The 26027-nt window shown below is 71.6% G+C and carries 24 protein-coding genes; 8 read left to right on the top strand and 16 right to left on the bottom strand.

What is annotated here, in order from left to right; genetic code table 11:
* Nucleotides 1-7: 7 nt before the first annotated feature.
* From ABZ928_RS42955 to ABZ928_RS42970, 4 genes are read left to right on the top strand one after another with little or no spacing between them, the layout of a single operon-like run.
* Nucleotides 8-583: a 2-oxoacid:acceptor oxidoreductase family protein gene (locus ABZ928_RS42955; RefSeq protein ID WP_361531815.1), complete on the top strand. Its 576-nt coding sequence runs from the start codon at nt 8-10 to the stop codon at nt 581-583.
* Nucleotides 567-1808 carry a pyruvate ferredoxin oxidoreductase gene (porA, locus tag ABZ928_RS42960; RefSeq protein WP_361531818.1) on the top strand — a complete coding sequence of 414 codons (1242 nt, stop codon included), beginning with the start codon at nt 567-569 and terminating at the stop codon, nt 1806-1808. Before ABZ928_RS42955 ends, porA begins: the two co-directional genes overlap by 17 nt.
* Nucleotides 1805-2815, top strand: a complete 1011-nt coding sequence (locus ABZ928_RS42965; protein WP_361531821.1) for a thiamine pyrophosphate-dependent enzyme — start codon at nt 1805-1807, stop codon at nt 2813-2815. The genes porA and ABZ928_RS42965 overlap by 4 nt, the downstream gene beginning before the upstream one ends.
* Nucleotides 2812-4449 (top strand): NAD(P)-binding protein, encoded by a 1638-nt coding sequence (locus ABZ928_RS42970; protein ID WP_361531824.1) that lies wholly within the window; start codon nt 2812-2814, stop codon nt 4447-4449. Before ABZ928_RS42965 ends, ABZ928_RS42970 begins: the two co-directional genes overlap by 4 nt.
* Before the next feature lie 73 nt (nt 4450-4522).
* Here ABZ928_RS42970 and ABZ928_RS42975 read toward each other — a convergent pair whose 3' ends face one another.
* From ABZ928_RS42975 to ABZ928_RS43025, 11 genes are all read right to left on the bottom strand, one after another.
* Complete coding sequence (locus tag ABZ928_RS42975; protein ID WP_361531827.1) at nt 4523-5932, bottom strand: NAD(P)(+) transhydrogenase (Re/Si-specific) subunit beta; 1410 nt, start codon at nt 5930-5932, stop codon at nt 4523-4525.
* The gene (locus ABZ928_RS42980) at nt 5929-6246 is read right to left on the bottom strand and encodes an NAD(P) transhydrogenase subunit alpha (protein WP_361531830.1); all 318 of its coding nucleotides are present in this window, start codon (nt 6244-6246) and stop codon (nt 5929-5931) included. Before ABZ928_RS42980 ends, ABZ928_RS42975 begins: the two co-directional genes overlap by 4 nt.
* A complete protein-coding gene (locus ABZ928_RS42985; protein ID WP_361531833.1) occupies nt 6243-7358 on the bottom strand; it encodes an NAD(P) transhydrogenase subunit alpha in 1116 nt (371 codons plus the stop codon). Before ABZ928_RS42985 ends, ABZ928_RS42980 begins: the two co-directional genes overlap by 4 nt.
* 39 nt (nt 7359-7397) lie before the next feature.
* The gene (locus ABZ928_RS42990) at nt 7398-8411 is read right to left on the bottom strand and encodes a zinc-dependent alcohol dehydrogenase (RefSeq protein WP_361531836.1); all 1014 of its coding nucleotides are present in this window, start codon (nt 8409-8411) and stop codon (nt 7398-7400) included.
* A gap of 39 nt (nt 8412-8450) precedes the next feature.
* Complete coding sequence (locus ABZ928_RS42995) at nt 8451-8819, bottom strand: DUF779 domain-containing protein (protein ID WP_361531839.1); 369 nt, start codon at nt 8817-8819, stop codon at nt 8451-8453.
* 16 nt (nt 8820-8835) lie between these two features.
* Nucleotides 8836-10356 carry an aldehyde dehydrogenase family protein gene (locus ABZ928_RS43000; RefSeq protein WP_361531842.1) on the bottom strand — a complete coding sequence of 507 codons (1521 nt, stop codon included), beginning with the start codon at nt 10354-10356 and terminating at the stop codon, nt 8836-8838.
* Between the two features lie 64 nt (nt 10357-10420).
* Nucleotides 10421-11752 carry a transcriptional regulator gene (locus ABZ928_RS43005; protein ID WP_361531845.1) on the bottom strand — a complete coding sequence of 444 codons (1332 nt, stop codon included), beginning with the start codon at nt 11750-11752 and terminating at the stop codon, nt 10421-10423.
* Nucleotides 11753-11871: 119 nt separating this feature from the next.
* Nucleotides 11872-12075 (bottom strand): hypothetical protein, encoded by a 204-nt coding sequence (locus tag ABZ928_RS43010; RefSeq protein ID WP_361531848.1) that lies wholly within the window; start codon nt 12073-12075, stop codon nt 11872-11874.
* A 405-nt stretch (nt 12076-12480) separates the two neighbouring features.
* Nucleotides 12481-14259: a GAF domain-containing sensor histidine kinase gene (locus ABZ928_RS43015; protein WP_361531851.1), complete on the bottom strand. Its 1779-nt coding sequence runs from the start codon at nt 14257-14259 to the stop codon at nt 12481-12483.
* Nucleotides 14260-14386: 127 nt separating this feature from the next.
* The gene (gap, locus tag ABZ928_RS43020; RefSeq protein WP_361531854.1) at nt 14387-15415 is read right to left on the bottom strand and encodes a type I glyceraldehyde-3-phosphate dehydrogenase; all 1029 of its coding nucleotides are present in this window, start codon (nt 15413-15415) and stop codon (nt 14387-14389) included.
* 138 nt (nt 15416-15553) lie between these two features.
* Nucleotides 15554-16246 carry a response regulator transcription factor gene (locus ABZ928_RS43025; RefSeq protein ID WP_361531857.1) on the bottom strand — a complete coding sequence of 231 codons (693 nt, stop codon included), beginning with the start codon at nt 16244-16246 and terminating at the stop codon, nt 15554-15556.
* Nucleotides 16247-16626: 380 nt separating this feature from the next.
* Here ABZ928_RS43025 and ppdK point away from each other — a divergent pair, with 380 nt between their 5' ends.
* Both ppdK and ABZ928_RS43035 read left to right on the top strand, forming a co-directional pair.
* Nucleotides 16627-19317 (top strand): pyruvate, phosphate dikinase, encoded by a 2691-nt coding sequence (gene ppdK, locus ABZ928_RS43030; RefSeq protein WP_361531859.1) that lies wholly within the window; start codon nt 16627-16629, stop codon nt 19315-19317.
* A 353-nt stretch (nt 19318-19670) separates the two neighbouring features.
* Nucleotides 19671-20135, top strand: coding sequence for a pyridoxamine 5'-phosphate oxidase family protein (locus ABZ928_RS43035; RefSeq protein WP_361531861.1), 465 nt, complete (start codon nt 19671-19673; stop codon nt 20133-20135).
* Nucleotides 20136-20233: 98 nt separating this feature from the next.
* Here the strand turns inward: ABZ928_RS43035 and ABZ928_RS43040 are convergent, their stop codons facing one another.
* From ABZ928_RS43040 to ABZ928_RS43060, 5 genes are all read right to left on the bottom strand, one after another.
* On the bottom strand, nt 20234-20857 hold the full coding sequence (locus tag ABZ928_RS43040) for a hypothetical protein (protein ID WP_361531942.1): 624 nt from the start codon (nt 20855-20857) through the stop codon (nt 20234-20236).
* A gap of 204 nt (nt 20858-21061) precedes the next feature.
* Complete coding sequence (locus ABZ928_RS43045; RefSeq protein ID WP_361531864.1) at nt 21062-21928, bottom strand: universal stress protein; 867 nt, start codon at nt 21926-21928, stop codon at nt 21062-21064.
* Nucleotides 21929-22092: 164 nt separating this feature from the next.
* Nucleotides 22093-22533: a pyridoxamine 5'-phosphate oxidase family protein gene (locus ABZ928_RS43050; RefSeq protein WP_361531867.1), complete on the bottom strand. Its 441-nt coding sequence runs from the start codon at nt 22531-22533 to the stop codon at nt 22093-22095.
* 166 nt (nt 22534-22699) lie between these two features.
* A complete protein-coding gene (locus tag ABZ928_RS43055; RefSeq protein WP_361531870.1) occupies nt 22700-23392 on the bottom strand; it encodes a pyridoxamine 5'-phosphate oxidase family protein in 693 nt (230 codons plus the stop codon).
* An 18-nt stretch (nt 23393-23410) separates the two neighbouring features.
* Nucleotides 23411-24481, bottom strand: coding sequence for a zinc-dependent alcohol dehydrogenase family protein (locus ABZ928_RS43060; RefSeq protein WP_361531873.1), 1071 nt, complete (start codon nt 24479-24481; stop codon nt 23411-23413).
* Between the two features lie 267 nt (nt 24482-24748).
* Here ABZ928_RS43060 and ABZ928_RS43065 point away from each other — a divergent pair, with 267 nt between their 5' ends.
* Together ABZ928_RS43065 and ABZ928_RS43070 are read left to right on the top strand one after the other, a co-directional pair.
* Entirely contained in the window at nt 24749-25141 is a 393-nt protein-coding gene (locus ABZ928_RS43065) for an STAS domain-containing protein (RefSeq protein ID WP_361531876.1), read from the top strand.
* Between the two features lie 201 nt (nt 25142-25342).
* Nucleotides 25343-25921 (top strand): hypothetical protein, encoded by a 579-nt coding sequence (locus ABZ928_RS43070; RefSeq protein ID WP_361531879.1) that lies wholly within the window; start codon nt 25343-25345, stop codon nt 25919-25921.
* The last annotated feature ends 106 nt before the right edge of the window (nt 25922-26027 follow it).

Genomic DNA, 26027 nt, shown 5'->3' on the forward strand with positions numbered 1-26027 from the left:
GGGTGCCGTGTTCCAGGTTCGTATCCACGGCCGTGGCGGGCAGGGGGCCGTCACGGCCGCTGAGTTGCTGTCGGTGGCGGCGTTCATGGAGGACCGCCATGCGCAGGCGTTCCCGAGTTTCGGTTCGGAGCGCACGGGGGCGCCGGTCGTGGCGTTCTGCCGGATCGACGACCGTCCGATCCGTGTTCGTGAGCCGGTCACGCGGCCCGACGCGCTGGTGATCCAGGACGCGACGCTGCTGCATCAGGTGAACGTCTTCGACGGCCTCCGTCCGGGCGGCCCGGTCCTGGTCAACTCCCCACGCGGGGCGGACGATCTGCGCCTGGAGACCCTCACCGGCCCGGTCCTCACCGTCCCCGCCACCGCGCTCGCCCTGCGCCACGTCGGCCGCCCGGTGCCGAGCGCCGTCCTGCTCGGCGGGCTGGCCGCGCTGACCGGCTGCGTGACGATCGACTCGCTGGAGGCCGCGATCCGGGACCGTTTCCCCGGTGTGCTGGGCACGAACAACGCGGCGGCCGCCCGTGAGGCCTACGACCACGTCGAGGTGCTGTGCAAGGAGCGCGCTCATGCTGAAGCAGACTGAGGGCTCGCGCGCGGTCGCCGAGACCGTCGCGTACTGCCGCCCGGAAGTGATCGCCGCCTACCCGATCTCCCCGCAGACCCACATCGTCGAGGAGCTCAGCCGCCTGGTGAAGTCCGGTGCGCTGAAGCCGTGCGAGTACGTCAACGTCGAGTCGGAGTTCGCGGCGATGTCGCTGTGCATCGGCGCCTCGGCGGCCGGTGCCCGCACCTACACGGCGACCGCGAGCCAGGGCCTGCTGTACATGGTGGAGGCCCTCTACAACGCCTCCGGACTCGGGCTGCCGATCGTGATGACGGTGGCCAACCGGGCGATCGGCGCGCCCATCAACATCTGGAACGACCACAGCGACTCCATGTCCCAGCGCGACTCCGGCTGGATCCAGCTGTACGCCCGGGACAACCAGGAGGCCGCCGACCTGCATCCGCAGGCGTTCCGGCTGGCCGAGGAGTTGTCGCTGCCGGTGATGGTGTGCATGGACGGCTTCGTCCTCACGCACGCCTGGGAGCGGATCGAGGTGCCCGAGCAGGCGCAGGTCGACGCCTTCCTGGCGCCGTACGAGCCCCGCCAGGTCCTCGATCCCGACGAGCCGGTGTCGATCGGCGCGATGGTCGGCCCGGAGGCGTTCACCGAGGTGCGCTACCTCGCGCACGCCAAGCAGATGCAGGCGCTGGAGGCGATCCCGGACATCGCGCGGGAGTTCCGTCAGGCGTTCGGGCGGGACTCCGGCGGCCTGATCCATCCCTACGAATGCGAATTCGCGGACACCATCGTCGTGGCCCTCGGCTCGGTACTGGGCACGGTCTGCGACGTGGTCGACGAGATGCGTGCGGACGGGGTACGGATCGGGGCGCTGGGGATCACCTCCTTCCGGCCGTTCCCGCTGGAGGCGGTGCGGACCGTGCTCGGCCACGCCCGCCGGGTGGTGGTCCTGGAGCGCGCTCTGGCCGTCGGGGTCGGCGGGATCGTCTCGCAGAACGTGCGCACCGCCCTGTCCGGCATCCGGCTCGACGGGCACACCGTGGTCGCCGGGCTCGGCGGACGCCCGATCACCAAGGCCTCGCTGCACCGGCTGTTCGCCGACGCGGTCGCCGGACGGCTCGGCCATCTGGAGTTCCTGGACCTCGACACCGCCCTGGTGGAGCGGGAGTTGGCGCGCATGGCGGCCACCCGCAGGTCGGGGCCGTCAGCGGAGAACATCCTGCGCGATGTGGGGAGCAACCGATGAACGCCGCTCAGCAGGTGAAGTTCTACCAGGTGGGCAGTCTCGCCGCCGGAAACCGGCTGCTGGACCCGGAGTTGCGGTCCGACCAGTCCGATCCGGACCGCTCCAACGCGCTCACCTGCGGCCACCGCGCCTGCCAGGGCTGCGGTGAGGCGCTCGGCGCACGGTACGTCCTGGACGCGGCGCTGCGGGCGAGCGGCGGCAACGTGATCGCGGTCAACGCGACCGGCTGCCTGGAGGTGTTCTCCACGCCGTACCCGGAGACCTCCTGGCAACTGCCCTGGCTGCACTCGCTGTTCGGCAACGCCCCCGCCGTCGCTTCGGGCGTCGCGGCGGCACTGCGGGCCAAGGGCCGCACCGACGTCCGCGTGGTCGGGCAGGGCGGGGACGGCGGCACCGTCGACATCGGCCTGGGCTGTCTGTCCGGCATGTTCGAGCGCAACGACGATGTGCTGTACGTCTGTTACGACAACGAGGCGTACATGAACACGGGCGTCCAGCGGTCCGGGGCCACGCCCCCGACCGCGCGCACGGCGACCACCCAGGCGGTCGGCGCCGCACCCGGCGCCCCGTTCGGGCAGGGCAAGAGCCTGCCGCTGATCGCGATGGCGCACGAGATCCCGTACGTCGCCACCGCCACCGTGGCGGGACTGCGCGACCTGGAGGCCAAGGTGCACCGGGCGATGGGCATGCGCGGCGCCCGCTATCTGCACGTCCTGGTGCCCTGCCCGCTCGGCTGGGGCACGCCGTCCCACGACACGGTGCGCATCGCGCGGCTGGCCGAACAGAGCGGACTCTTCCCGGTGTTCGAGGCGGTGGACGGCGAGGTCACCGAGGTGACGAAGATCCGGCGGCGGGTGCCGGTCGAGGAGTACCTGCGCCCGCAGAAGCGGTACGCGCACCTCTTCCAGCCGGAGCCGCGCACGGACGTCATCGCCCGCCTCCAGCGGACCGCCGACCGCAACATCGCCCGGTTCGGGCTGCTGGCCCACGAGGAGGTGACGTCATGAAGGACAAGCCGTTCGCCATCACACTCGACGCGGGCTCCAGCCTGGCCAACCACACCGGCGCCTGGCGCACCGAACGCCCTGAGTACGTCGACCGGTTGCCGCCGTGCAACGCGGCGTGCCCGGCCGGCGAGAACATCCAGCGGTGGCTGTTCCACGCGGAGGGCGGCGACTACGAGTCCGCGTGGCGGGAGCTGATGCGCGACAACCCGCTGCCCGCCGTGATGGGCCGCGTCTGTTACCACCCGTGCGAGACCGCCTGCAACCGCGTGCAGGTCGACAACGCGGTCGGCATCAACTCGGTCGAACGGTTCCTGGGCGACGAGGCGATCAAGCGGGGGTGGGTCATCGCGGCTCCGTCACTGTCGAGTGGCAAACGTGTCCTGGTGGTCGGCTCCGGCCCGGCCGGGCTGTCGGCCGCGTACCATCTGCGGCTGCTCGGCCACGAGGTGACGATCCGTGAGGCGCAGGAGCGGGCGGGCGGCATGATGCGCTACGGCATCCCGCGCTACCGGCTGCCGCGCGAGGTACTGGACGCCGAAATCGACCGGATCGTCGCGCTGGGTGTCACGCTGGAGCTCGGCACGAAGGTCGAGGACGTCCTGGCCGCGCAGCGGGACGGCGGCTTCGACGCCGTGTTCCTGGCCGTGGGCGCGGGCATCGGCAAGCGCGCCTACATCCCGGCCGGCGACAGCGCCCGCATCCTCGACGCGGTGTCGCTGCTGGGCAGCATGGAGGGCGCGGGCAAGCCGCTGCTGGGCCGCAGGGTCGCCGTCTACGGCGGAGGCAACACGGCCATGGACGCCGCCCGCACCGCCCGCCGGCTCGGCGCGACCGACGCCGTGGTGATCTACCGGCGCACCCGGGACCGGATGCCCGCGCACGACATCGAGGTCGAGGAGGCGCTGGAGGAGGGCGTGCGGATGAAGTGGCTGTCCACAATCAAGCACGCCGACGGCGACCGGATCACCATCGAGCGGATGGAGCTCGACGAGACCGGATTCCCACAGCCCACAGGAGAGTTCGAGGAGCTGCACGCCGACAGCGTGGTCCTCGCGCTCGGCCAGGACTCCGATCTGTCCCTGTTGCAGGGCGTGCCGGAGCTCGCCGTGGACCACGGCATGGTCCAGGTGGCCGACGGGCTGATGACCGGCCACGAGGGCATCTTCGCCGGCGGCGACATGGTGCCGGCCGAGCGCACGGCCACGGTGGCCGTGGGGCACGGGAAGAAGGCGGCCCGGCACATCGACGCCTATCTGCGCGGGACGACCTGTGAACCGGGCCCCAAGCACGCGCCGGCCGACTTCGACCGCCTCAACACCTGGTACTACTCCGGCGCACCCGCCTCGGTCCGGCCGCGGCTCGAACTCGCCCGGCGCGTCTCGACGTTCGACGAGGTGGTCCAGGGGCTCGACGAGTCCACGGCGCTGTTCGAAGCCCGGCGCTGCATGTCCTGCGGCAACTGCTTCGAGTGCGACAACTGCTACGGCGTCTGCCCGGACAACGCGATCACCAAGCTGGGGCCGGGCAAGGGTTTCGCGATCGACCTGGACTACTGCAAGGGGTGCGGTCTGTGTGTGGCCGAGTGCCCGTGCGGGGCGATGGAGATGGTGCCGGAGGACACCCCGGGCGCATGAGGCACGGCGCCGTGGGATGCGATACGTGGGGCGCCCCCGCGGTGTTTACCGCGGGGGCGCTCGTGTGTGGCGGTCAGTTGACGAACTCGCCGACCGCCACCTTCAGTTCGGCCAGCCCCTTCTTCGCGTCGGTGAAGAACATGCCGGTCTTCGGGTCTGTGTAGAGCTCGTTGTCGATGCCGGCGTAGCCGTGGCCCATGGAGCGCTTGATGACGACGACGCTCTTGGCCTTGTCGACGTCGAGGATCGGCATGCCGGAGATGGCGTTGCCGGGCTTGCGGGCGATCGGGTTGGTGACGTCGTTGGCGCCGATCACCAACGCCACGTCGGCCTGCGGGAATTCGGGGTTGACGTCGTCCATCTCCTTGAGCTGGGTGTAGGGGACGTTGGCCTCCGCCAGGAGGACGTTCATATGGCCCGGCATACGGCCCGCGACCGGGTGGACGGCGTAGCTGACGTCGATGCCGTGGTCGGTGAGCAGCTTGGCCAGGTCGCCGAGTTCGTGCTGGGCCTGGGCGGCGGCGAGGCCGTACCCGGGGACGAAGACGACCTTGCTCGCGTACGCCAGTTGGATCGCCACGTCGTCGGCGGAGACCGACCGCACCTGAGCGGGGGCTCCCCCTGCGGCTGCGGGAGCGCTGTCCCCGGTGCCGAAGCCGCCGACCATGATCCCCGCGATCGACCGGTTCATCGCGTCGGCCATCAGCTTGGTGAGGATGCCACCCGAGGCGCTGACCAGCATGCCCGCGATGATCAGCGCGGTCTCGTTCAGGACGAAGCCGGCCATCGCGACCGCGGACCCGGTGAAGGCGTTGAGCAGGGCGATGACGACCGGCATGTCGGCGCCGCCGATGGGCAGCACCATGGTCACTCCGAAGAGCAGGGCGACCGCCACGAGCCCGTACAGCGCCGTCCGAGAGTCGGGCGCCAGCACCAGCCAGACCGTGCCGACGACGAACGAGGCAGGCAGGAGCACGTTCAGCAGCCGCGCTCCCGGGAACACCACCGGCGCGCCGGAGACGAGACCCTGGAGCTTGCCGGCCGCGATCAGCGACCCGGAGAAGGTGACCGCGCCGATGACGATGTCCAGCGCACCCGGCAGCGACACCCGGGCACCCAGCGCGGCCGGATCGTCGGCCTGCAGCAGGTCGTTGACCGCGATGAGCGCGGCCGCCCCGCCGCCGACCGCGTTGAAGAGGCTGACCAGTTGGGGCATCGCGGTCATCTTCACCTCACGGGCGGCGTACAGGCCGAGCGCGGCGCCGACGAGTCCGCCCGAGGCGAGCACGAGCCAGCCTGTGCCGGTGATCGTGCCCTCGTCGGACACCAGCCACACCGTGGCGGCGATCGCGACGGCCATCGCGCTCGCCGAGAGGGTGTTGCCGCGGCGGGCCGTGCGCGGGTGGTTCATCAGGTGCAGGCCGAGGACGAAGCAGGCGGCCGCGACGAGGAAGACGTAGTGGACGGTGTCGGAGACGTTCATGACCCTGGCACCTCCGCCTTGTCGTCGCGCGGCCTGGCCTTGAACATCTCCAGCATCCGGTCCGTGACGACGTACCCTCCGACCACGTTCATCGCGCCGAACACCATGGCCACGAAGGCCAGGACATAGCCGAGCCAGGTGTGCGACTCGGCCGCGATCAGCATCGCGCCGATGACGACGATGCCGTGCACGGAGTTCGAACCGGACATGAGGGGTGTGTGCAGGGTCGCGGGGACCTTGCTGATGACCTCGATGCCGACCAGCACGCTCAGCACGAACACGGTGATCGCGGTGAGGAGATCGAGATCGTTCATGACGACGTTCCTCCCATCAGGGCCCCGGTGATCTCGTCGGCCGGATCGAGGACGAGTTCGCCGTCCCGCACGAGGTGCCGCAGGAGCGCGACGAGGTTGCGGGCGTACGCCGTCGACGCGGCGGTCGCCATCGCGGGCGGCAGGCGTCCGGCGCCGATGAGGGTGACGCCGTTGTCCAGGACATCTGTCTTGTCGGGTGCGGAGCCCTCGACGTTGCCGCCGAATTCGCTCGCGGCGAGGTCGACGACGACCGAGCCGGGCTTCATGGCCTCGACGGCGGCGGTGGTGACCAGCAACGGCGGTTTGCGGCCCGGTACTTGTGCGGTGGTGATGACGATGTCGCTACGGGCGATGTGCGCATCCAGCGACTCCCGCTGGGCCCGCTGCTCCTCCTCGGTCAGCTCCCGTGCGTAACCGCCCTGCCCGGCGCCCGATCCGGTGCCTGGCGGGCGCTGAATGTCCAGGAATCGGGCGCCGAGCGACTCCACCTCCCCTCGGGACTCGGGGCGTACGTCGTACGCCGTGACAACGGCGCCGAGGCGGCGGGCGGTGGCGATCGCCTGCAGCCCGGCCACTCCGGCGCCGAGGACGAGGACCTGCGCCGGGCGCATGGTGCCCGCCGCAGTCGTCAGCATCGGGAAGAACCGGTCATAGGTGTCGGCCGCGAGCACGGCCGCCTTGTATCCGGCGACGTTGGCCTGGGAGGTCAGCGCGTCCATGGACTGGGCGCGGCTGAGGGTGCGGGGCAGCAGATCGAGGCTCACCGTGCGCACGCCGCGCCGGTCCAACTCCCGTACGAGGGCGGGGTGGTGCAGCGGTTCGAGCAGACCGATCAGGGTCTGCCCGGACCGCAGCGACCCGGCGCTCTCCGCGTCCGGCGGGCCCACGCACAGGACGGCGTCCGTGCGAGCGTAGAGCTCATCAGGCGGTACGACACTCGCGCCCACGGCGGTGTAGTCGGCGTCGGTGAACCAGGCGCCGGAGCCGGCCCCGGTCTCGACCAGGACGTCGATTCCGGCCCGGCGCAGGAGGGTGACGGCCTCGGGGACGAGGGCGACCCGGCGTTCGCCGGGCGCCCGCTCCCGTACGACGCCCACGGTGACGGTTGCCATGATCTGCTGCCTCTCCCTGTGGCCCGGTGGGTCCGGGCCTCAGAACTCGAAGACGAGCCGGGCCTCGGCCCGCCCGCCGAGGACCTCGTCGAAGGAGTCGTTGACCTGGTCCAGGCGCCGGGTCTCGGCGATCACCTGGGTTCGGCCCGCGGCGTGCAGCGCGAACACCTCGGTCAGGTCCTGGCGGGTGCCGACGATGGAGCCGATGACGGAGATGCCGCCGAGGACGGTCTCGAAGATCGGCACGTTGATCGCCGCGTTGTCGGCGGGCAGCGCGACCATGACCAGGCGTCCGCCGCGGTTGAGGGACTTGTAGGCCTGCTCGAACGCCTTGGGTGCGGCGGCGAGCACGACGGCGACGTCCGCGCCGCCGGCCTTCTTGATCTCCTCGACCGGGTCGTGGGTGCGGGCGTTGACGGTCTGGTCGGCGCCGAGCCGGTGCGCGAGGCCGAGCTTGTCGGGTTCGAGGTCGACGGCGGTGACGAAGCCGCCGACCAGGCGCGCGTACTGGAGGGCCAGGTGGCCGAGGCCGCCGATGCCGAAGACGGCGACGCGCTCGGCCGGGGTCACCCGGGCGACCTTGATGGCCTTGTACGTGGTGACGCCCGCGCAGGTCAGCGGTGCCGCGTCGAAGGACGACACGCCTTCCGGCACCCGGACGATCGCGCCCGCGTTCGCGACGGCGTACTCGGCGTAGCAACCGTCCACGGAGTAGCCGGAATTGACCTGGGACTCGCACAGGGTCTCCCAGCCGGAGACGCAGTAGCGGCAGGTGCCGCAGGACGAGCCGAGCCACGGGATCGCGACCCGCGCGCCGATGAGGTCGGCGGAGACTCCGGCGCCGACGGCCTGGACGGGGCCGACGCCCTCGTGGCCGGGGATGAACGGCGGCTGCGGCTTGACCGGCCAGTCGCCGTGCGCGGCGTGGATGTCGGTGTGGCAGAGCCCGGAGGCCTCCATCTTCACGAGCACCTGGCCGGGGCCGGGCTCGGGGACGGGCAGGTCCTGGATCTCCAGTGCCTTGCCGAAGTCGGTGACGACTGCTGCCTTCATGATCTGCTCCTCAACCGGCCGTCTGCCGGGGTCTGTTGATCAACTGGCCTTGTGCCGGGGTTCCCGCACCCGGGTGACGAAGTGCAGCCCGTCCCCGGCCGCGAGGGAGAAGCCGCCCGGGGTGCCCTCCTCGACGTCCAGGACGAGGCGGGGGCGGCCCAGCGCCTCGTACAGGTCGGCGTCGATGTGGAAGGTGCAGCCGTCCAGGACGCCGATCAGCATGTCACCCTCCCCCACGGTGAGTTCGCCGCCGGGGAAGCACATCGGGTCGCTGCCGTCGCAGCAGCCTCCGGACTGGACGAACATCACCGGCCCGCCCCGGGCGGCGCACAAGGCCGCGATGGCCCTGTGCGCCGCCGGGGTGGCGGTGACGCGCCCGGCGTTGCCGTTCTCGATCTTGGCGGGCATGTCGTCGTACTCCTGACTAGAACAGCCCTAGCGGCTTGGTGCCGTAGCTGACCAGGAGGTTCTTGGTCTGGCTGTAGTGCTCAAGCATCATCTTGTGGGTCTCGCGGCCGATGCCGGAGACCTTGTAGCCGCCGAACGCGGCACCGGCGGGGTACTGGTGGTAGCAGTTGGTCCAGACCCGGCCTGCCTTGATCGCGCGGCCCATCCGGTAGGCGAGGGCGCCGTCGCGGCTCCACACGCCGGCGCCGAGGCCGTACAGGGTGTCGTTGGCGAGGGCGAGGGCCTCGGCCTCGTCCTTGAAGGTGGTGACCGCGAGGACGGGTCCGAAGATCTCCTCCTGGAACACCCGCATCTTGTTGTGGCCCTTGAGGACGGTCGGCTCGTAGAAGTAGCCGTTCTTGAACTCCCCGCCGATCTCGGCCCGGTGGCCGCCGACCAGCAGCTCGGCGCCTTCCTTGACGCCGATCTCGACGTACGAGGCGATCTTGTCGATCTGCTGCCTGGAGACCTGGGGGCCCATCATGGTGTCGGTGTCGAGCGGGTCGCCCTGCTTGATGGCGCGGATCCGGTCCAGGCAGCGGGCCATGAACTCCTCGTAGATGTCCTCCTGGATCAGTGCGCGGGAGGGGCAGGTGCAGACCTCGCCCTTGTTGAACGCGTAGAGCACCAGGCCCTCGACGGCCTTGTTCAGGAAGTCGTCGTCCTTCGCGGCCACGTCGTTGAAGAAGATGTTCGGCGACTTGCCGCCCAGCTCCAGCGTGACCGGGATGATGTTCTGGGACGCGTACTGCATGATCAGACGGCCGGTGGTGGTCTCACCGGTGAAGGCGACCTTGGCGATGCGCTTGTTGGTGGCGAGCGCCTTGCCTATCTCGGCGCCGGGACCGTTCACGACATTGAGGATGCCCGGCGGCAGGATGTCGCCGACGACCTCCATCAGCTTCAGGATCGACCACGGGGTCGGCGAGGCGGGCTTGAGCACCGAGGCGTTGCCCGCGGCGAGCGCCGGGGCGAGCTTCCACGCGGCCATCAGGAGCGGGAAGTTGAACGGGATGATCTGGCCGACCACGCCCAGCGGCTCGTGGAAATGGTAGGCGATGGTGTCCTTGTCGATCTCGGTGATCTCGCTCTCCTCGGCGCGGATCGCGGCCGCGAAGTAGCGGAAGTGGTCGGCGGCCAGGGGGATGTCGGCGGCCAGGGTCTCGCGGACCGGCTTGCCGTTCTCCCAGCTCTCGGCGACGGCGAGTTCCTCGCGGTGGGCGTCGATGGCGTCGGCGACCTTGTTCAGCACCGCGGCGCGCTGGGCCGCGGAAGCCTCGCCCCACGTGTCCTTCGCCGCATGCGCGGCGTCCAGGGCGAGTTCGATGTCCTCGGGCCCGGACCTCGGGATCTCGCAGATCGGCTTGGCGGTGGCGGGGCACAGGTTGGGCGAGTACTGCCCGGTGGTGGGTGCCTGCCACTTGCCGCCGATGAAGTTCTCGTACCGTGGCGCGACGTCCACGGGACTGCCCGGCCTGCCCGGAGGGTCGTACTTCATGACCGTCCCCTTTCCTCACGACGATTCGTGTTCCTCACGACGACTCGTGCTGACACTCGGCACGCTAGGAGCGGCAACGCTGCAACACCGCTGCATGCCCCCTGGCCTGCGGCGGAACGGCCGCGTCGGGACTCAGTGCGCGTGCGCGCGCCGCCACCGCGGCACGCTGGACCGACCCACCTGGCAGTCCGTGGGCGAGCGCCAGCCACGCACCGGCGTCGTCGGCTCCCCAGGCCGCCTCCACCCAGCGGCGCAGCAGCCGCGGGTCGCCGCTGCCGAGTACGGCACCGCGCAACTGCTGCTCCAGGGCCCGCCGTTGCTCCACCACGGCTGGCGCCTCGGACCGTGGCAGCAGCGGCCCGGGGTACCGGTCGAGGGCCTGGGCCACCCGTCCCTCGGCGAGCAGGGTGGCCACGTCCGCGAAGTCGCTGCGCACCGGGCACAGCAGCGCGTACGGTCGCGACCCGAGCAGCGCCGGGCCCAGCACCGCCCGCAGCCGGGTCATCTCGGCCCGCAGCGTCGAGGCGGGCACCTCACGCTCCGACAGGTCGACGGCGAGCCGGTCGCCGTGCACGCCACGCCCCTCCAGGGCGAGGGCCACCACGATCTCGCTGTGCCGCGGGCTGAGCCGGTGGACGCGCCCGGCGTGTTCCAGCAGAGCGCCGTCCCTGCCCAGTGCGGCCAGGCGTACGGCCATGCGCTCGGCCTCCGGCGCGACGAGTACGCACCCATCAGGGCCGAGCAGCACCGCCGGCCCGGACAGCGTCCGGGCGAGCTGCGCCTCGGCCGCGAGTGCGGCCGCCCGCACCGCGGCCAGGGCGGGCGGCGTGGCGATCGTGGCGCCGCCGGTGAGATCGATGACGCCGAGCATCCGGCCGGTACCGGGATCGCGGACAGGGGCCGCCGCACAGGACCAGGCCTGGGCGACGGAGCTGAAGTGCTCGCCGGTCACGATCTGGACAGGCTGCCCCGTTTCGAGCGCGGTGCCCGGGGCGTTCGTCCCGGCCTGCGTCTCGGACCAGACGGCTCCTTCGGCGAAGTGCATCCGCTCGGCACGCCTCATCGCCGCGCCGTCGCCCTCGACCCACAGCAGGGTGCCGTCACTGTCCCCGACCGCGAACACGTGCCCGTCGTCCGCGGCACCGGTGCCCAGCAGCGCACGGAACATCGGCACCATCGCGGCCAGCGGATGCGTACGCCGGTAGTCGGCGAGTTCGTCGGACGTCGCGCGCAGCGGCGGGAGCCGGCTGCCGTCCGGCCGTACGCCGGACGCCTCGCAGCGCCGCCACGAGTCGGCCACCAGCCGCCGCACGCCCGGTGGCGCGCCGGACGGCGCCTCGTACCGCTCGCGCGCCGCACGTGACGCGGATGCCGCGGTGGCGACCGAACCGTCCATGGCACCTCCCACGTGCCTTCCTCCCTGCCCGGGCTCACCAGCCTCGTCCGCGCAGGGCGTCGGGCCGCAGGGGCCGAACGGCCCCTGCGGCAGGGTCACTTGGGCACAGGGTCACGAGTTCACGGACGGGATGTGGGGGCGCGACCGTCGCGACCGATGCGCCGTGCGAGCAGGAACAGTCCCACGGCACCCAGGACGGCGAACGGCACCAGGACGATCCCCAGCACCGTGCCGCCCACCGCGAAGGCGAGGAAGAGAAGCACGGCGCCGAACGCGTACAGCACCGTCTCCTCGGTGAACCGGAACAGGCGCCGGATCTTCATGACGCCCCTCCTTCCTGGAGGCTGTACTTCACAGCGTCGTGCGGCGGCATCGGCATGGGGATGGGCCGGAACGGCCGTGGCGTCGCGCCATACGGCCCCACTTGAGTGGTGGTCCGGCAAAGGCCCACGAGACGGGCTGCCCCCAACCGCCTCAACCGACGGCCGGGGAACGGAAGCGAGCGAGATCCTCTGTGAGGGCAGAGCATCCGCCGACCCGCCTCGTGGACCGGGCTCCACCCTCGCACCGCACAGCCTGGTGCGGCAGGGACCCAACGGCCTCGGCGAAGGGCCCGATCGGCCCCCAGGAGGCCGCAGTCGCCGAGAGCGACTGCCTCGGACCGATCACGTCACCCGGTGCGGACGTGCCCTCGATCGGGTGGCCGTCGGTCCATCGCCGCCCCGGCCCTACCGTTGCTCCACCGGCACCCGCCACACCAGCCTGGTGCCACCGTCGGGCGGGCTGGTCAGTTCGAGTTCCCCGCCCAATTGCTCGGCCCGCTCCGCCATGTTGCGCAGGCCGCTGCGGCGCCCCTCGGGCGGAATGCCCACGCCGTTGTCGGAGACCTCCAGCCGCACCTCGCGCCCGTCGGTTTCCAGTCCCACCCCGGCACGGCCGGCGTGTGCGTGCCGGGCGATGTTGGTCAGGGCCTCGGAGAGGACGGCCACCACGTGGTCGGCGATCTCCCTCGACACGTGGGTGTCCAGCAACCCTTCCATGCGCACGCTGGGCGCGAAGCCCAGCATCGGCGCCGTCTCCCCGACCACGCGCACCACGCGGGCCCGCAGACCGGGTCCGGCGGCGTCGTCGTGTGAACGCAGGCCGAAGATCGCCGACCTGATGATCTTGATGGTCTCGTCCAGGTCCTCGACGGCCCGCTGTACGCGCCCGGAGGCCTCGGCGTGCTCGATGAACCGTCCCGCACTCTGCAGGGTCATGCCGGTGGCGAACAGCCGCTGGATCGCCAGGTCGTGCAGGTCCCGGGCGATGCGGTCACGATCCTGCAGGACGGCGATCTGTTCGGCGTCCTTGCGTCGTTCGGCCAGCTCCATGGCGACCGCGGCCTGCGCAGCGAAGCCCTGCAGCGGCTCGGTCTCCTGCTCGGAGAACACCGTCTGACCGGGCTCACGGACCAGGAGTACAACGCCCCGTACCCCGTCGCCGGAGCCGATGGGAACAGCGACGGCCGGGCCCAGGCGAGTGGAACGCGCAGCGGCGGCCGAGCCCCTCCCCTCGTCGTCCGCCGGGGTTCCCTCCGGCTCGCTGTGCCCGCCCTCCCTGCGCTCGTCGCGCGAGACGTCCCGGCTGGAGACGGGAGTGCCGCTGGAGAAGGCCCGGCCGATCAGGCTGTCGTCGACCGGCAGGACCAGCCCCCGGTACGCCCCCGCCTCGACTCCGATGGCCAGCTCCACCGTGAGCGCGTTGGTTCCCTCCATCGGCACCGCGACCACGGCCAGGGCGGCCCCGGTGATCTCGCCGGCCCGCTCGGCGATCAGTCCGAGGACCTCACCGCGGTCGCTTCCCGACATCAGACTCTGGGTGATCTCCGCGCTCGCCCGCAGCCAGCGCTCGCGCAGCCGGGACTCCTCATACAAGCGGGCGTTGTCGATCGCCACGCCCGCCGCCACGGCGAGGGTCGACAGGACCGACTCGTCCTCCTCGTCGAACTGCGCCCCGCCTCGCTTCTCGGTCAGGTACAGATTGCCGAAGACCTGGTCACGGACCCGGATCGGGACGCCGAGGAAGGTGCTCATCGGCGGGTGGTGCGGCGGGAAGCCGTACGAGGCAGGGTGCTCGGAGATCTTCGTCAGCCGCAGCGGCTCGGGGTGGCTGATCAGCTCCCCGAGGATGCCGTGGCCCTCCGGGAAGGGGCCGATCTCGGCGATCTGCTCGTCGGTGACCCCCACGGTGTGGAACTCCGAGAGCAGCTTCCCGCCCGGCCCGATCACACCCAGGGCGGCATACCGGGCGTCGACCAGCACCGCTGCGGCCTCGACGATGCCGCGCAGGGCCTGCTCCAGGTCCAGCTCGCGCCCGACCGACAGCACTGCCTCCAGCAGGCTGTGCACCCGGTCCCGGGTGCCGCGCGCCGCGTCCAGGCGCGCCTGGAGTTCCTCCAGCAGCTCGTCCAGCCTCAGCTGGGGCAGCCGTACGCGGGCCTCCCGGGCGTCTTCGGAGTGTCCCACCGATGATCCTCCAGGTCCCCTCACGTACCGACGGTCGACCGTTGTGGCCTGCTGACACGGTATCGGTCCGTCGCGGGGCGCGGCAGAGGATCATGTGGGTGGCTGGTGCGGAGGGCTGCCCCGGTCGTCAGCCACGGGGCAGCCGGGCTGCGACGTACTCGGTGAGGTCCAGCAGCCGGTTGGTGTAGCCCCACTCGTTGTCGTACCAGCCGAAGACCTTGACCAGCTCGCCGTGCGCCTGGGTGAGCGGGGCGTCGAGGACGCAGGAGGCCGGGTCGCCCACGATGTCGCGGGAGACGATGGGGGCGTCGGAGACCCGCAGAACGCCCTTGAGCGGCCCGTCGGCGGCCTCGCGGTAAGCGGCGTTGACCTCGTCGGCGGTGACGGCCCGGTCCAGGACCACGGTCAGGTCGGTCAGCGAGCCGTCCTCGACGGGGACGCGTACGGCGATGCCGTCCAGGGTCCCGGCCAGTTCCGGCAGGACGAGGCCGACGGCGCGGGCGGCTCCGGTGGAGGTGGGGATGATGTTGACGGCGGCGCTGCGGCCGCGGCGGAGGTCCTTGTGCGGACCGTCCAGGACGACCTGGTCGTTGGTGTAGCCGTGGATGGTGGTCATCAGGCCCTTGTCGATGCCGAAGCGTTCGTCGAGGACCTTCACCATGGGGGCCACGCAGTTCGTGGTGCACGAGGCGTTGGAGACCACGTGGTCATTGTCCGGGTCGTAGGTGCCCTGGTTGACACCCATGACGACGGTGGCGTCGACCCCCTTGCCGGGCACGGAGAGCAGCACCTTGCGGGCTCCGCCCTTGAGATGCAGGCCGGCGTCCTCTCGGGTGCGGAACCGGCCGGTCGACTCGATGACCACGTCCACGCCGAGGTCGCCCCAGGCCAGGGCCGCCGGATCGCGCTCCGCGGTGACGGCGATGCGCTTGCCGTCCACGGTCAGCGAGGTGCCGTCGTGCTCGACGACACGGCCGAGGCGGCCATAGGTCGAGTCGAACTCCAGAAGGTGGGCCAGCGTCGTCGGCGAGGTGATGTCGTTGATCGCCACCACCTCGACCGGTGTGCCGGTCCCGGTCTCCGCACGTTCCAGCACCAGGCGCAGGTAGTTGCGTCCGATGCGCCCGAAGCCGTTGATTCCTACCCGCACGGTCATGTCCGTGGCCCTCCCAATCGATCCGCGTCTGTGTGCGCTGCCAGCCTGCGGGCAGCGGGTCCGGCGGGGCATGGGCCATAAGGGGACCAGCCGGGGGACGGTCGGCCCAACGGCCGTGCCGGCCCCTGGACGCGGGTGTCAGTGGCCTTCGTGGTTGAGCCGGTCCTGGGCCTGGGTGGCGATGACGGCGGCCTGGATGCGCCGCTCGACACCGAGCTTGGCCAGCAGGCGGGAGATGTGGTTCTTGACGGTCTTCTCGGCGAGGTAGAGCCGCTGGCCGATCTGCCGGTTGGTGAGCCCCTCGCCGATCAGGGCCAGGATCTCCCGCTCCCGCTCGGTGAGGCCCGGCAGCGCCTCGGGCTCCTGCTCCTGCTTCTGTCCCTCGCGCAGCCGGGCCATCAGCTTGGTGGTGGCGCTCGGGTCGAGCAGCGACTGGCCCGCGGCGACCGTGCGGACGGCCGACACCAGGTCGGAGCCCTGGATCTGCTTCAGGACGTATCCGGACGCCCCGGCCATGATCGAGTCCAGCAGGGCCTCCTCGTCGTCGAACGAGGTCAGCATCAGGCAGGCCAGATCGGGCAGCTGCGAGCGCAGTTCCCGGCACACGGTCACGCCGTCGCCATCCGGAAGGCGCACATCCAGCACCGCCACCTGCGGACGCAGGGCGGGGACCCGTACGAGAGCCTGCTCGGCCGTCGCGGCCTCGCCGACCACGGTGATGTCCGGCTCGTCGTTCAGCAGGTCGTGCACCCCGCGCCGTACCACCTCGTGGTCGTCCAGCAGGAAGACCCTGATCGGGTGGTCGGGGCCGGGCCGCTCGCCGTCCGTCATCGGATGCTCCTCGTCCTGCGTCCGTTCCACACCGCTGCCCGTTCGTGGACGCGATCGGCTTCCTGATCGATCCTTCTCGCTTCCGGGCCGAAAGGCCAGGGCCGGTCGGCCCTCAATGCGGCGGCCCCTTCCTGACCGACGAGTACCCGCCCCATGGCCGGCAACCACCCGCTGACGCCGGGCGGCGGCACGGACCGGGCGGGTGCGGGCCAGGGCCCGCCGGGGCCGACGCGACCGAGGGCCGACCGGCCCACCGGACAGGACGGCCGGCACCTGCCGTCCCACCGGGTCGCGTCCGACGCTGGAGGGGCACCAGCCGTCATAGCGGTCAGGGCCGCGGTACAGAGCTGCCGCGGCGCAGAGCTGAGGAGCGCTACGTCATGGTCCGTTATGTGTACGACTTCGATGAGGGCGGCCGTGACCTGGCCGATCTGCTCGGCGGGAAGGGCGCGAACCTCGCCGAGATGACCCGGCTGGGCCTGCCGGTACCGCCCGGGTTCATCGTCACCACCGAGGCCTGCCGGGCCTTCCTGGCCTCCGGCTCCGAGCCGGAGGAGCTGGCCCGGGAGGTCTCCGTGCACCTGACCGCACTGGAGGAGTCCGCCGGGCGGCGGCTGGGGCAGCCGGACGATCCGCTGCTGGTGTCCGTCCGCTCCGGGGCCCGGTTCTCCATGCCCGGCATGATGGACACGGTCCTCGACATCGGCCTCAACGACGACTCCGTGCTGGGCCTGGCCAAGGCGTCCGGCAACGAGCGCTTCGCCTGGGACTCCTATCGCCGACTGGTGCAGATGTTCGGCAGCACGGTCATGGGTGTGGACTCCGCGCTGTTCGAGCGGGCCATGACCTTCCTCAAGGAGACCCGCGGCGTCCCGGACGACGTGCACCTCGACGCGGGTGACCTCGCCCAGCTGGTGGAGACGTACAAGAACCTGATCCGCGTGGAGAGCGGCGAGCACTTCCCCCAGTCCCCCGCCGAGCAGCTGCGCCGGGCGATCCTGGCCGTCTTCCAGTCCTGGAACGGCGAACGTGCACGCCTCTACCGGCGCCGCGAGCACATCCCCGACGACCTCGGCACCGCGGTGACCGTCCAGCGCATGGTCTACGGCAACCTCGGCACCACAGCGACATCTAAAGACAGCGGCAGCGGCGTGGCGTTCACCCGCGACCCGGCCACCGGCCGCCGGGGCCTGTACGGCGACTATCTGTCCAACGCCCAGGGCGAGGACGTCGTCGCCGGCATCCGCAACACCGTGCCGCTGAGCGAGCTGGAGCGGCTGGACGCACGGTCGTACCGGCAGTTGCGCGACCACATGGACACCCTGGAGAACCACTACCGGGACCTGTGCGACATCGAGTTCACCATCGAGCGCGGCACGCTGTGGATGCTGCAGACCCGGGTCGGCAAGCGCACCGCCGAGGCCGCGTTCGCCATCGCCGCCGAACTGGTCGACGAAGGGCTCATCACCTCGGCGGAGGGCCTGGCACGGGTGAGCGGCGAGGGGCTGGCCCGGCTGATGTTCCCGCGCTTCGACGCCTCGGCGACCGGCGAGCCACTCGCCCACGGTCTGCCGGCTTCACCCGGTGCGGCGGTCGGCGCGGCGGTCTTCGACTCCGCCGAGGCCGTACGACGTGCAGCGGCCGGCGAGCAGGTGGTGCTCGTACGTCAGGAGACCACCCCCGACGACCTGCCGGGCATGGTCGCCGCCCAGGCCGTGCTGACCAGCCGTGGCGGCAAGACCAGCCACGCCGCCGTGGTCGCGCGCGGCATGGGCAAGGTGTGCGTGTGCGGCGCCGAGGAACTCACCGTGGACATCGAGGCGCGGCGCTTCACCACCCGTGACGGCACCGTGGTCGAGGAGGGCACGGTGATCTCGGTGGACGGCTCCGCCGGTGCTGTGTACCAGGGCGCGGCCCCGATGGTCGACTCGGCCGTCATGCGGTATCTGGAGTCCGGCGAGCGGTCGCCGGGGGTGGTCGACGCCGTGCGCGACGCGCTGCAACAAGCCGATGGCATACGACGGCTGGAGGTGCGGGCGAACGCCGACACCCCCGAGGACGCCGCCCGGGCCCGCCGGTTCGGCGCCCAGGGCATCGGGCTGTGCCGCACCGAGCACATGTTCCTCGGTGAGCGCCGCAAGCTGGTCGAGGACATGATCCTGGCCCGCAACGACGCCGCTCGCGAGCGGGCCCTGGACGCCCTGCTGCCCCTGCAACGGCGGGACTTCGTCGGCATCCTGGAGGCGATGGACGGCCTGCCGGTGACGATCCGGCTCCTCGACCCGCCGCTGCATGAATTCCTGCCCGACCGAACGGAACTCGCCGTCCGGGTGGCTTCCGTGGACCAACCGGCCCCGCACGACGTCGAGTTGCTCGACGCCGTGAACCGCATGCACGAGGAGAACCCGATGCTCGGCCTGCGCGGGGTGCGCCTCGGCCTGGTCGTCCCCGGTCTGGTCGCCATGCAGGTACGGGCCATCGCCGAAGCGGTCGTGGAACGCACCCGGGCCGGCGGCTCCCCCGAAGCGGAGATCATGGTGCCGCTCGTCGGCGCCGTCGAGGAACTCCGTATCGAACGCGAAGAGGTGGAACGGGTCCTCGCCCAGGTCTCCGAGGAGTCCGGCATCCCCGTGACCTGCCCGGTCGGCACCATGATCGAGCTGCCCCGGGCCGCGCTCACCGCGGGCCGGATCGCCGAGCAGGCGGAGTTCTTCTCCTTCGGCACGAACGACCTGACCCAGACCACCTGGGGTTTCTCCCGCGACGACGTCGAGGCAGCCTTCTTCTCCGCCTACCTCGACAAAGGCGTCTTCGCCGTCTCCCCGTTCGAGACCATCGACCGCGAGGGCGTCGGCCGGCTGGTCCGGATCGCCGTCGCCGAAGGCCGCGCGGCACAGCCCGACTTGAAGATCGGCGTGTGCGGCGAGCACGGCGGCGATCCCGACTCGATCCACTTCTTCCACGGCGCGGGCCTCGACTACGTCTCCTGCTCCCCGTTCCGGGTGCCGGTGGCCCGCCTCGAAGCCGGACGAGCGGCACTGTCGGGGATGGGGACGAGCGACAGCAGGTGATGCCCGAAAAGGGTCGGGGGAGACGGCGGTCGGGGCCTAAGCGGTCCCCGTGAAGTTCACTGCGGCTGGGTAGCGCCCTGAAGGGGCGCAGGGCTGTATCGACTTGCGGCTCCGCCGCGCGGGCGCGACCATCCACGACGGCGCCGCAGACAATCGCCGGCCCGTCGCCGCCCCGCGGCGGAGCCGCACGTCGGCACGGCCAGCGGAGCGCTTAGCGGCCCTGGCCGCCATCGGTCTTCGGGCGTTCCATCGGTGTATCCGGCGACCAGCCGCCCGCGCAACGAGCCGTGGGACGACTGCCGCCACGTCGGCCGTAGGCACCAACGAGCTGTGCATTCCCACGAAAGACCATCATGAGCGTCGACAACCCGCACCCCGCACCTGCCGCACCCCGGCGGAGCGTGGCACTGGACAGCTCGGAAGCCCTGCGGCTGCTGGGCAGCGTCTCCCTGGGCAGGATCGTCTTCACCCGGCACGCGCTGCCCACCGTCCGCCCGGTCGATCATGTCCTGGACGCCGGTGACATCGTCATCCGCACCCACGAGCGGACGGCCCTGACCTCACACACTCTTCGTGCCGACGGCCCCGGCGTCGTCGTCGCCTACGAAGCGGACGCCATCGACCCGGACACCCACCTCGGATGGAGCGTCGTCGTCACCCGCTACGCCCACCCGGTGACCGACCCGGACGAGCTGGCCCGCTACCGGTCACTGCTGCACCCCTGGGTGAAACAGACCATGGACTGCGCGGTCCGCATCCACCCCGACCTGGTCACCGGAATCCGGCTCACCGAAGCCGACAGACCCGCGGACATCTGACCGGCGCTCCGTCGTGCGCGAAGTGTCCACCGCACGCACACAAGTGATCGGGGCACCGCCGCAGGGACGCGGCGGTGCCCCGATCCGGGAAGGGCTGGTCACATCAGCCAGCGGTTCCGGCTGACGAACGGCAGCCGTGCCCAGGCCCTGCCCAGTCCCCAGGTGGCGCCGGCGCCCGCGGCCGCCAGGGCGATCAGGACGACGGCGTAGATGACGTGGTAGTCGACGAACGGGTTGGTGGACATGCTCAGCGAGCCGTCGGAGAGGTGCTTGGCCGGGGGCCACTCCGCGATCCACATGAGCGCCATCATGGCGGTGCCCGCCACGGCGGCGAGCCGCAGCGCGATGCCGCTGATGAGCGCGAGGCCGATGCCGAGCAGGCCGAGCATGAACAGCCAGTCGGCCCAGGTGTCTCCGGCCCAGTCATGGAACGTGGACTCCATCGGTCCGGCGGCGACGCCGCTGAGGAAGCCCTTGGTCGGCGAACCGCCGTCGATCCAGCCCTTGCCGTCGGCGGTCGCGTAACCGAAGCCGAAGGTCTTGTCCAGGAACGCCCACAGGAAGACGAACCCGGTCAGCAGACGCAGCCCGGCGAAGACGTGGGCGCGGGTCGCGGTGGCCGCGGCGGTCGTCGTGTCGGCGGCCGCGGGAGCCGTCCCGGTCCTGCGCAGGGACGGGAAGTGGAACCCCAGGTGCCGGTGGGGGTTGTCGTGGACTGCCATGGTGCTCATCCCTTCCAGGGGGTGACGCTCGGGGGTCTTCATGACTCTCGTTACGCCTTCAATGTCCCGCTTCGGCGGCGGGGATCGCAGGGGCTGCGCGGCCCGGACAGCGGGGCCGAACGTCCCTGCTGTGAAAGCCCGTTCAGCCGTCCCGGGCCCAGTCGGCGGCCTCCGGCAGGTCGGTCCCGTGGACGCAGACCCGCCTCAGACGGTGGGCACCACGACCACAGGGCAGTGGGAGCGGTGCAGCAGGGTGTGCACGACCGGTCCCAGGTGCGGGCCCGGTCGTCCGGCGTGGCGGTGGGTGCCGATGACGACAACGGCGGCCTCGCGAGTGGCTTCCAACAGCGCGTGCGCCGGGCTGACCCGGACCGTGCGGGTCTCGACGCCGACCTCGGGATACCGCTCGCGCAGCCCGGCCACGTCGAAGCGCGGGACCGCCTCCTCGGCGGCGTCGCGGCGGGCGAGTGCCTGCTGGCCCGGGCTCGTCGCGGGCAGCAGCGACGGCAGCTCGGGCGCGACGCGCCGATGGGTCCAGGAGTGCAGGATGCGCAGCCGGGCACCGCGCCGCGCCGCCTCTTGGAAGGCGTAGGCCGCCGCGTCCGCGTCGGCGTCGCTCTCCAGGCCCAGCAGCACGTCGCGGCCTCCCCCACTCTCGGCTTCGCTCGAGCGGGAGGTGCCCCCATCACACGGGTGGTCTCCCCGGACGACCAGGAGAGGGCTGTGCGTGTGCGCGGCCAGGCGCGAGCTGACGGAGCCGAACAGCGTCCCGGCGAGTCCGCCGAACCCTCGGGTGCCGACGACCGTGAGGGCCGCGCCGTCGCTCTCCCGCGTCAGTGCCTGTACCGCACGGCCCTCTGCGGCCGTGGCCACCACCGGCAGGTCCGGATGGCGGGCGCGCATCCGTGAGACGGCCGATGCCAGCACCGGTGCGGCCTCGTCGCGGTCGGGCACGGCGTACACGATGTGCAGCCCGGCGCCACGGCGCGCCGCCTCCTCGGCGGCCCAGTCCAGCGCCCGCACGGCGATCAGAGAGCCGTCCACTCCGACGACCACGCGTTTGTCGGTCATGTCCCTGTTCCCTTCCCGTGCTTCTGCGCCTGTGCCTTCTCGGGGGTGTCACACCGATGATGCTCGTCACCCGCCGCGGCTTGGAGCAGGGCCACCGGGAACCCGTCACCGCGCCGTACGGCCCCATCCGTCAGGGCCGTTCGGTCCCGATCGCGGTCAGAAGTTCAGGAATTCAGGTCCACCCCGTACTGCGTACGTCCGCCGACGAGCTCGCGTCCCGTGACCAGATCGGGCCCGACGCGCACGAAGACCTCCTCGGGCGAGGGCGCCCAGGAGCGCGGCCCCACCCTGCACAGCCGCGCGTGTTCGGCCGGATCCGTCACCACGGTCGCCCGGCCGATGACGACGACGCTCCAGCCGGAGTGCGTGACGGCATCGACCTCGTCCGCCTCGAAGGCGACGACCGCGCCGTCGACCGCGCGGGCCAGTTCCGAGCCCGCCGACGTCCGTAGCAGCACCGCGCCGTCGCCGTCCAGACAGAAGTTCACCGGCAGGACGGCGGGCAGGGCCTGCCGGGTGTGGACGATCCGGCCGACCGGCGCCTTCGCCAGCCGGCGCAGGCACTCCAGCCGGTCGAGTTCGCGGAAACCGTCGTTGGCATACATGGCCGGCCCGTCTTTCACCTCGTGCAGCGAGTGCGTTCCATCCTGTGCCGGACGGCGGCCGACAGTGAGGGACCTACGGTCCCGCCCCTGCCGGAGAGCGGCCCCTGCCACGACGGACGAACGTCACGGTTCACCTCGGGACGACCAACCGGGGACCGGGCTTCGCTCACCCGCCGTACGAGGAGCCCTCGGTGATCGCGCGCCCCGTGACGTGCTCGGGATCGACGCACACCCACAGGTCACGCCGCCCGCCGGCCCATGGCGTGCTGTACGCCCGGTCCGCCAGCCGGCGCACGGCGTACGGATCCGTCACCGCTCGGGCCCGGCCGCACACCAGTACGCTCCAACCGCGGGCGAACACGTCGTCGATGCGGTCGACTTCGAGGGCGACCCGGTCTCCGACGGCCTGCGAAGGGACTGTGCCAGGGGCCGTTCTGAAGGCGATCACGCCATCGACGACGCTGTAGTTGACGGGAACGACGACAGGCCCCTCGGCCGTGCTCACCGCCAGTCTGCCCACACCGTGCGTCGCCAGCCGGGTCCAGCACTCCTCGGCAGCGAGCTCCACGAAGCCGGGATCGCGGGCCGCGCGGTGGAGGCCGGGCGGCAGGTCGGTGCTGCCGCCGGTGAGCGCCGTCACCGTCGTGCTCAAGGCGTCCGCCAGCCTGATGAGGACGCTGACGCTCGGTGCGGCCGTGGCGACTTCTTCCACGTACTGGAGATACCCGGGGGCGATTCCCGCCCGGCGTGCGGTTTCCCGTTGGGTCAGGCCGAGTTCCGCGCGCCGACGGGCAAGGCGCCGGCCGAGGTCACCTTGTGCCCTCTTGTGCGCGGTGTCGGGCGCGGTCTCGTCGATCATGGGGCTCGCCTCTCTTCGTCAGGCCGCCGGGACGGCCACGGCATCGTGCCGCTGCCCGCCGAGCACGACCTTGAGCGCGCCGGTGTCGGCGGCGCGGGCGAAGACGTCGTACGCCTCCTCCATGGAGTCCAGCGGGAAGGTGTGGGTCACCAGCGCCGAGGTGGGCAGCCGGCCGGCGGCCGCCATCCGCAGCAGCGTGGGTGTGGAGTGGGTGTCGACGAGGCCGGTGGTGACGGTCACGTTCTTGATCCACAGGTCTTCGAGGTGCAGCGTCGCGGGCTTGCCGTGCACGCCGACGTTGGCCACGTGTCCGCCGGGCCGCACCATGCGCGTGCACATCTCGAAGCTCTCCGGCACACCGACCGCCTCGATGACCACGTCGGCACCGAGCCCGTCTGTGAGGTCGGCGACCAGCTGTTCGGGGACTTCACCGGCGTCGACCACCGCGTCGGCGCCCAGCCGCCGGGCCGCTTCCAGCCGGGCGGCTGCCACATCCACGGCGACGATCCGCTCGGGGGCGAACAGTCGGGCCGTGGCGATCGCCGCGAGTCCGATGGGACCGGCTCCGACGACGGCGACGGTGTCCCCGGGCTGGACCCGCCCATTGAGCACACCCACCTCGTAGGCGGTCGGGAAGATGTCGGCCAGCAGGACGGCGTCGTTGCTCTCCAGCGTGCTGGGCAGCGCGTGGACGGAGAGGTCGGCGTGCGGCACGCGTACGTACTCTGCCTGTGTGCCGTCGATCAGGTGTCCGAGGATCCAGCCTCCGTCGCCCCGGCACTGCCCGTACATCGCCTTGCGGCAGTACGCGCAGCGCCCGCAGGCGGTGATGCAGGAGACCAGGACCCGGTCGCCCGGGCGGACGGTGCGTACGTCGCTGCCGGTCTCTACGATCTCGCCGACCGCTTCGTGCCCGAGCACGGTGCCGGGGCGCACCTCCGGCACGTCGCCCTTGAGGATGTGCAGGTCGGTGCCGCAGATGGTGACGGCGTCGACGCGCACGATCGCGTCGGTGGGGTCCTTGACGGCGGGGTCCGGGACGTCCTGCCAGGCGGAGCGTCCGGGGCCGTGGAAGACGAAGCCCTTCATGGCGGTTTCCTCTCTCGGTCTCCGACCGGCAGCGTGTCCCCGAAGAGCCGGTCCGGCCCGGCTGCAGGGTGCGGCGCCGGGAATGTCCCGCAGGTCCAGCCTGTCCGTAGGGACCGGTGTCCGCTTGGGCCGGTCGGCCCTCGGCGGGAGGCCGGACGGGACCGTTCGGGCCGGACGGCCACGGCGGGAGCAAACGGCCCCTGCGGCCTTGTCAAGAGGACCGACCGGCCCTACCGCACGGCGGAACGCCCGGGTTCTTCTGTGTCCATGTCCGAGAACCACATCAGGCTCTCGCCGCACCACACCGAACATTTCAGCGGCGGTGCGACCGTCGTGGAGCTGCGCGGCGAGATCGACATCCGTACGGCGTCGCTCCTCGCGGCCCGTCTCGACGCGCTGACCACGGGCCCGCACCCCGATCTGGTGCTGGACCTGCGGTCCGTGTCCTTCATCGACTGCAGCGGACTGGGTCTCCTGTGCCGGGTGAGGAACCGGATCGTGGCGCGGGGCGGCCGCCTGCGGCTCGTCTCCGACAGCCCCCGCTTCCTGCGCGTCCTGCGGTGCGCCGGTCTGGCCGGCGTCTTCGAGATACACCCCGCTCTGGCGGAGGCACCGGCCCGTACGCCCGCCCCGGGTGTCGTCTCCGCCGCCGCGGGCTGACTAGGCCCCGGCCCGAGGGGCGATGACTTGCGGAGCCGTCCGGACGGCTCGTGCGGACCGGTGCCGAACGACCCATCGGCGGCAAATCGGTGCCGGTCGGCCCCGCGATGGCGTCTGATCGGCCCATGCGGCCCTGCGTCCTCGCCTGTCACCGTCCTGAGTAGGACGGCGTCCGAGTGCGCCGACGAGGAGGTGCGGGCCGTGCACACTCACAGGCGTACGAAGAAGAGGTTGTGGCGGTGGCGGAGCAACCCGCTGCGACGGCACACGGATGTCGTCGAGGCCTGGATCGTGCTGGCCGTGTGGGTGGCCGTCGTGGTCGGCGGCACGCTCGCCGGTCTGGTGACGGCCCACGCCGCCGACGAGGTGTTCGCCCGGCAGCGTGCCGAGCGGCACCCCGTACAGGCGGTGCTCCTGACCGACGTCCCCGCGGCCACGGCGCTCGGTGGAACGAAGGGCCGGCTGTCGGCGAAGGTCCGCTGGACAGCGTCGGACGGATCGGTCCGTAGCGGAAAGACGCTGGTGGACACCGGGCAGAAGGCCGGATCCAAGGTGGTCGTGTGGACGGACCGGCAGGGGAAGCTCACCACCGAGCCTCCGTCTCCTGCGGCGGCGATGGCAGAGGCCGGCATCCTGGGCCTCGCGGCCGCACTCGCCCTGGCCGGTGTGGTGACCGGCACCGGAGCGGTCGCACGGTACCGGCTCGGCCGACAGCGCCTCGACGAGTGGGGTCGGGAGTGGGATCTGGTCGAACCGCGCTGGGGGCACAGGACGGGCTGAACCGCGCAGGGCACGATCGGACACCGTAGGGCCCGCGCCCATCGCACTGGGCGTGCGATCCTCGGGCCTGCACGCCGACGTGGACCATGGCCGTCGGCACTTTGCC

The sequence above is a fragment of the Streptomyces sp. NPDC046909 genome (assembly GCF_040644695.1).
Lineage (GTDB): Bacteria > Actinomycetota > Actinomycetes > Streptomycetales > Streptomycetaceae > Streptomyces.

Coding starts and splice junctions, on each gene's coding strand:
- porA (WP_361531818.1), top strand. CDS start 567: ATGCTGAAGCAGACTGAGGGCTCGCGCGCGGTCGCCGAGACCGTCGCG.
- ABZ928_RS42965 (WP_361531821.1), top strand. CDS start 1,805: ATGAACGCCGCTCAGCAGGTGAAGTTCTACCAGGTGGGCAGTCTCGCC.
- ABZ928_RS42970 (WP_361531824.1), top strand. CDS start 2,812: ATGAAGGACAAGCCGTTCGCCATCACACTCGACGCGGGCTCCAGCCTG.
- ABZ928_RS42975 (WP_361531827.1), bottom strand. CDS start 5,932: ATGAACGTCTCCGACACCGTCCACTACGTCTTCCTCGTCGCGGCCGCC.
- ABZ928_RS42980 (WP_361531830.1), bottom strand. CDS start 6,246: ATGAACGATCTCGATCTCCTCACCGCGATCACCGTGTTCGTGCTGAGC.
- ABZ928_RS42985 (WP_361531833.1), bottom strand. CDS start 7,358: ATGGCAACCGTCACCGTGGGCGTCGTACGGGAGCGGGCGCCCGGCGAA.
- ABZ928_RS42990 (WP_361531836.1), bottom strand. CDS start 8,411: ATGAAGGCAGCAGTCGTCACCGACTTCGGCAAGGCACTGGAGATCCAG.
- ABZ928_RS42995 (WP_361531839.1), bottom strand. CDS start 8,819: ATGCCCGCCAAGATCGAGAACGGCAACGCCGGGCGCGTCACCGCCACC.
- ABZ928_RS43000 (WP_361531842.1), bottom strand. CDS start 10,356: ATGAAGTACGACCCTCCGGGCAGGCCGGGCAGTCCCGTGGACGTCGCG.
- ABZ928_RS43005 (WP_361531845.1), bottom strand. CDS start 11,752: ATGGACGGTTCGGTCGCCACCGCGGCATCCGCGTCACGTGCGGCGCGC.
- ABZ928_RS43010 (WP_361531848.1), bottom strand. CDS start 12,075: ATGAAGATCCGGCGCCTGTTCCGGTTCACCGAGGAGACGGTGCTGTAC.
- gap (WP_361531854.1), bottom strand. CDS start 15,415: ATGACCGTGCGGGTAGGAATCAACGGCTTCGGGCGCATCGGACGCAAC.
- ABZ928_RS43025 (WP_361531857.1), bottom strand. CDS start 16,246: ATGACGGACGGCGAGCGGCCCGGCCCCGACCACCCGATCAGGGTCTTC.
- ppdK (WP_361531859.1), top strand. CDS start 16,627: ATGGTCCGTTATGTGTACGACTTCGATGAGGGCGGCCGTGACCTGGCC.
- ABZ928_RS43035 (WP_361531861.1), top strand. CDS start 19,671: ATGAGCGTCGACAACCCGCACCCCGCACCTGCCGCACCCCGGCGGAGC.
- ABZ928_RS43040 (WP_361531942.1), bottom strand. CDS start 20,857: ATGGCAGTCCACGACAACCCCCACCGGCACCTGGGGTTCCACTTCCCG.
- ABZ928_RS43045 (WP_361531864.1), bottom strand. CDS start 21,928: ATGACCGACAAACGCGTGGTCGTCGGAGTGGACGGCTCTCTGATCGCC.
- ABZ928_RS43050 (WP_361531867.1), bottom strand. CDS start 22,533: ATGTATGCCAACGACGGTTTCCGCGAACTCGACCGGCTGGAGTGCCTG.
- ABZ928_RS43055 (WP_361531870.1), bottom strand. CDS start 23,392: ATGATCGACGAGACCGCGCCCGACACCGCGCACAAGAGGGCACAAGGT.
- ABZ928_RS43060 (WP_361531873.1), bottom strand. CDS start 24,481: ATGAAGGGCTTCGTCTTCCACGGCCCCGGACGCTCCGCCTGGCAGGAC.
- ABZ928_RS43065 (WP_361531876.1), top strand. CDS start 24,749: ATGTCCGAGAACCACATCAGGCTCTCGCCGCACCACACCGAACATTTC.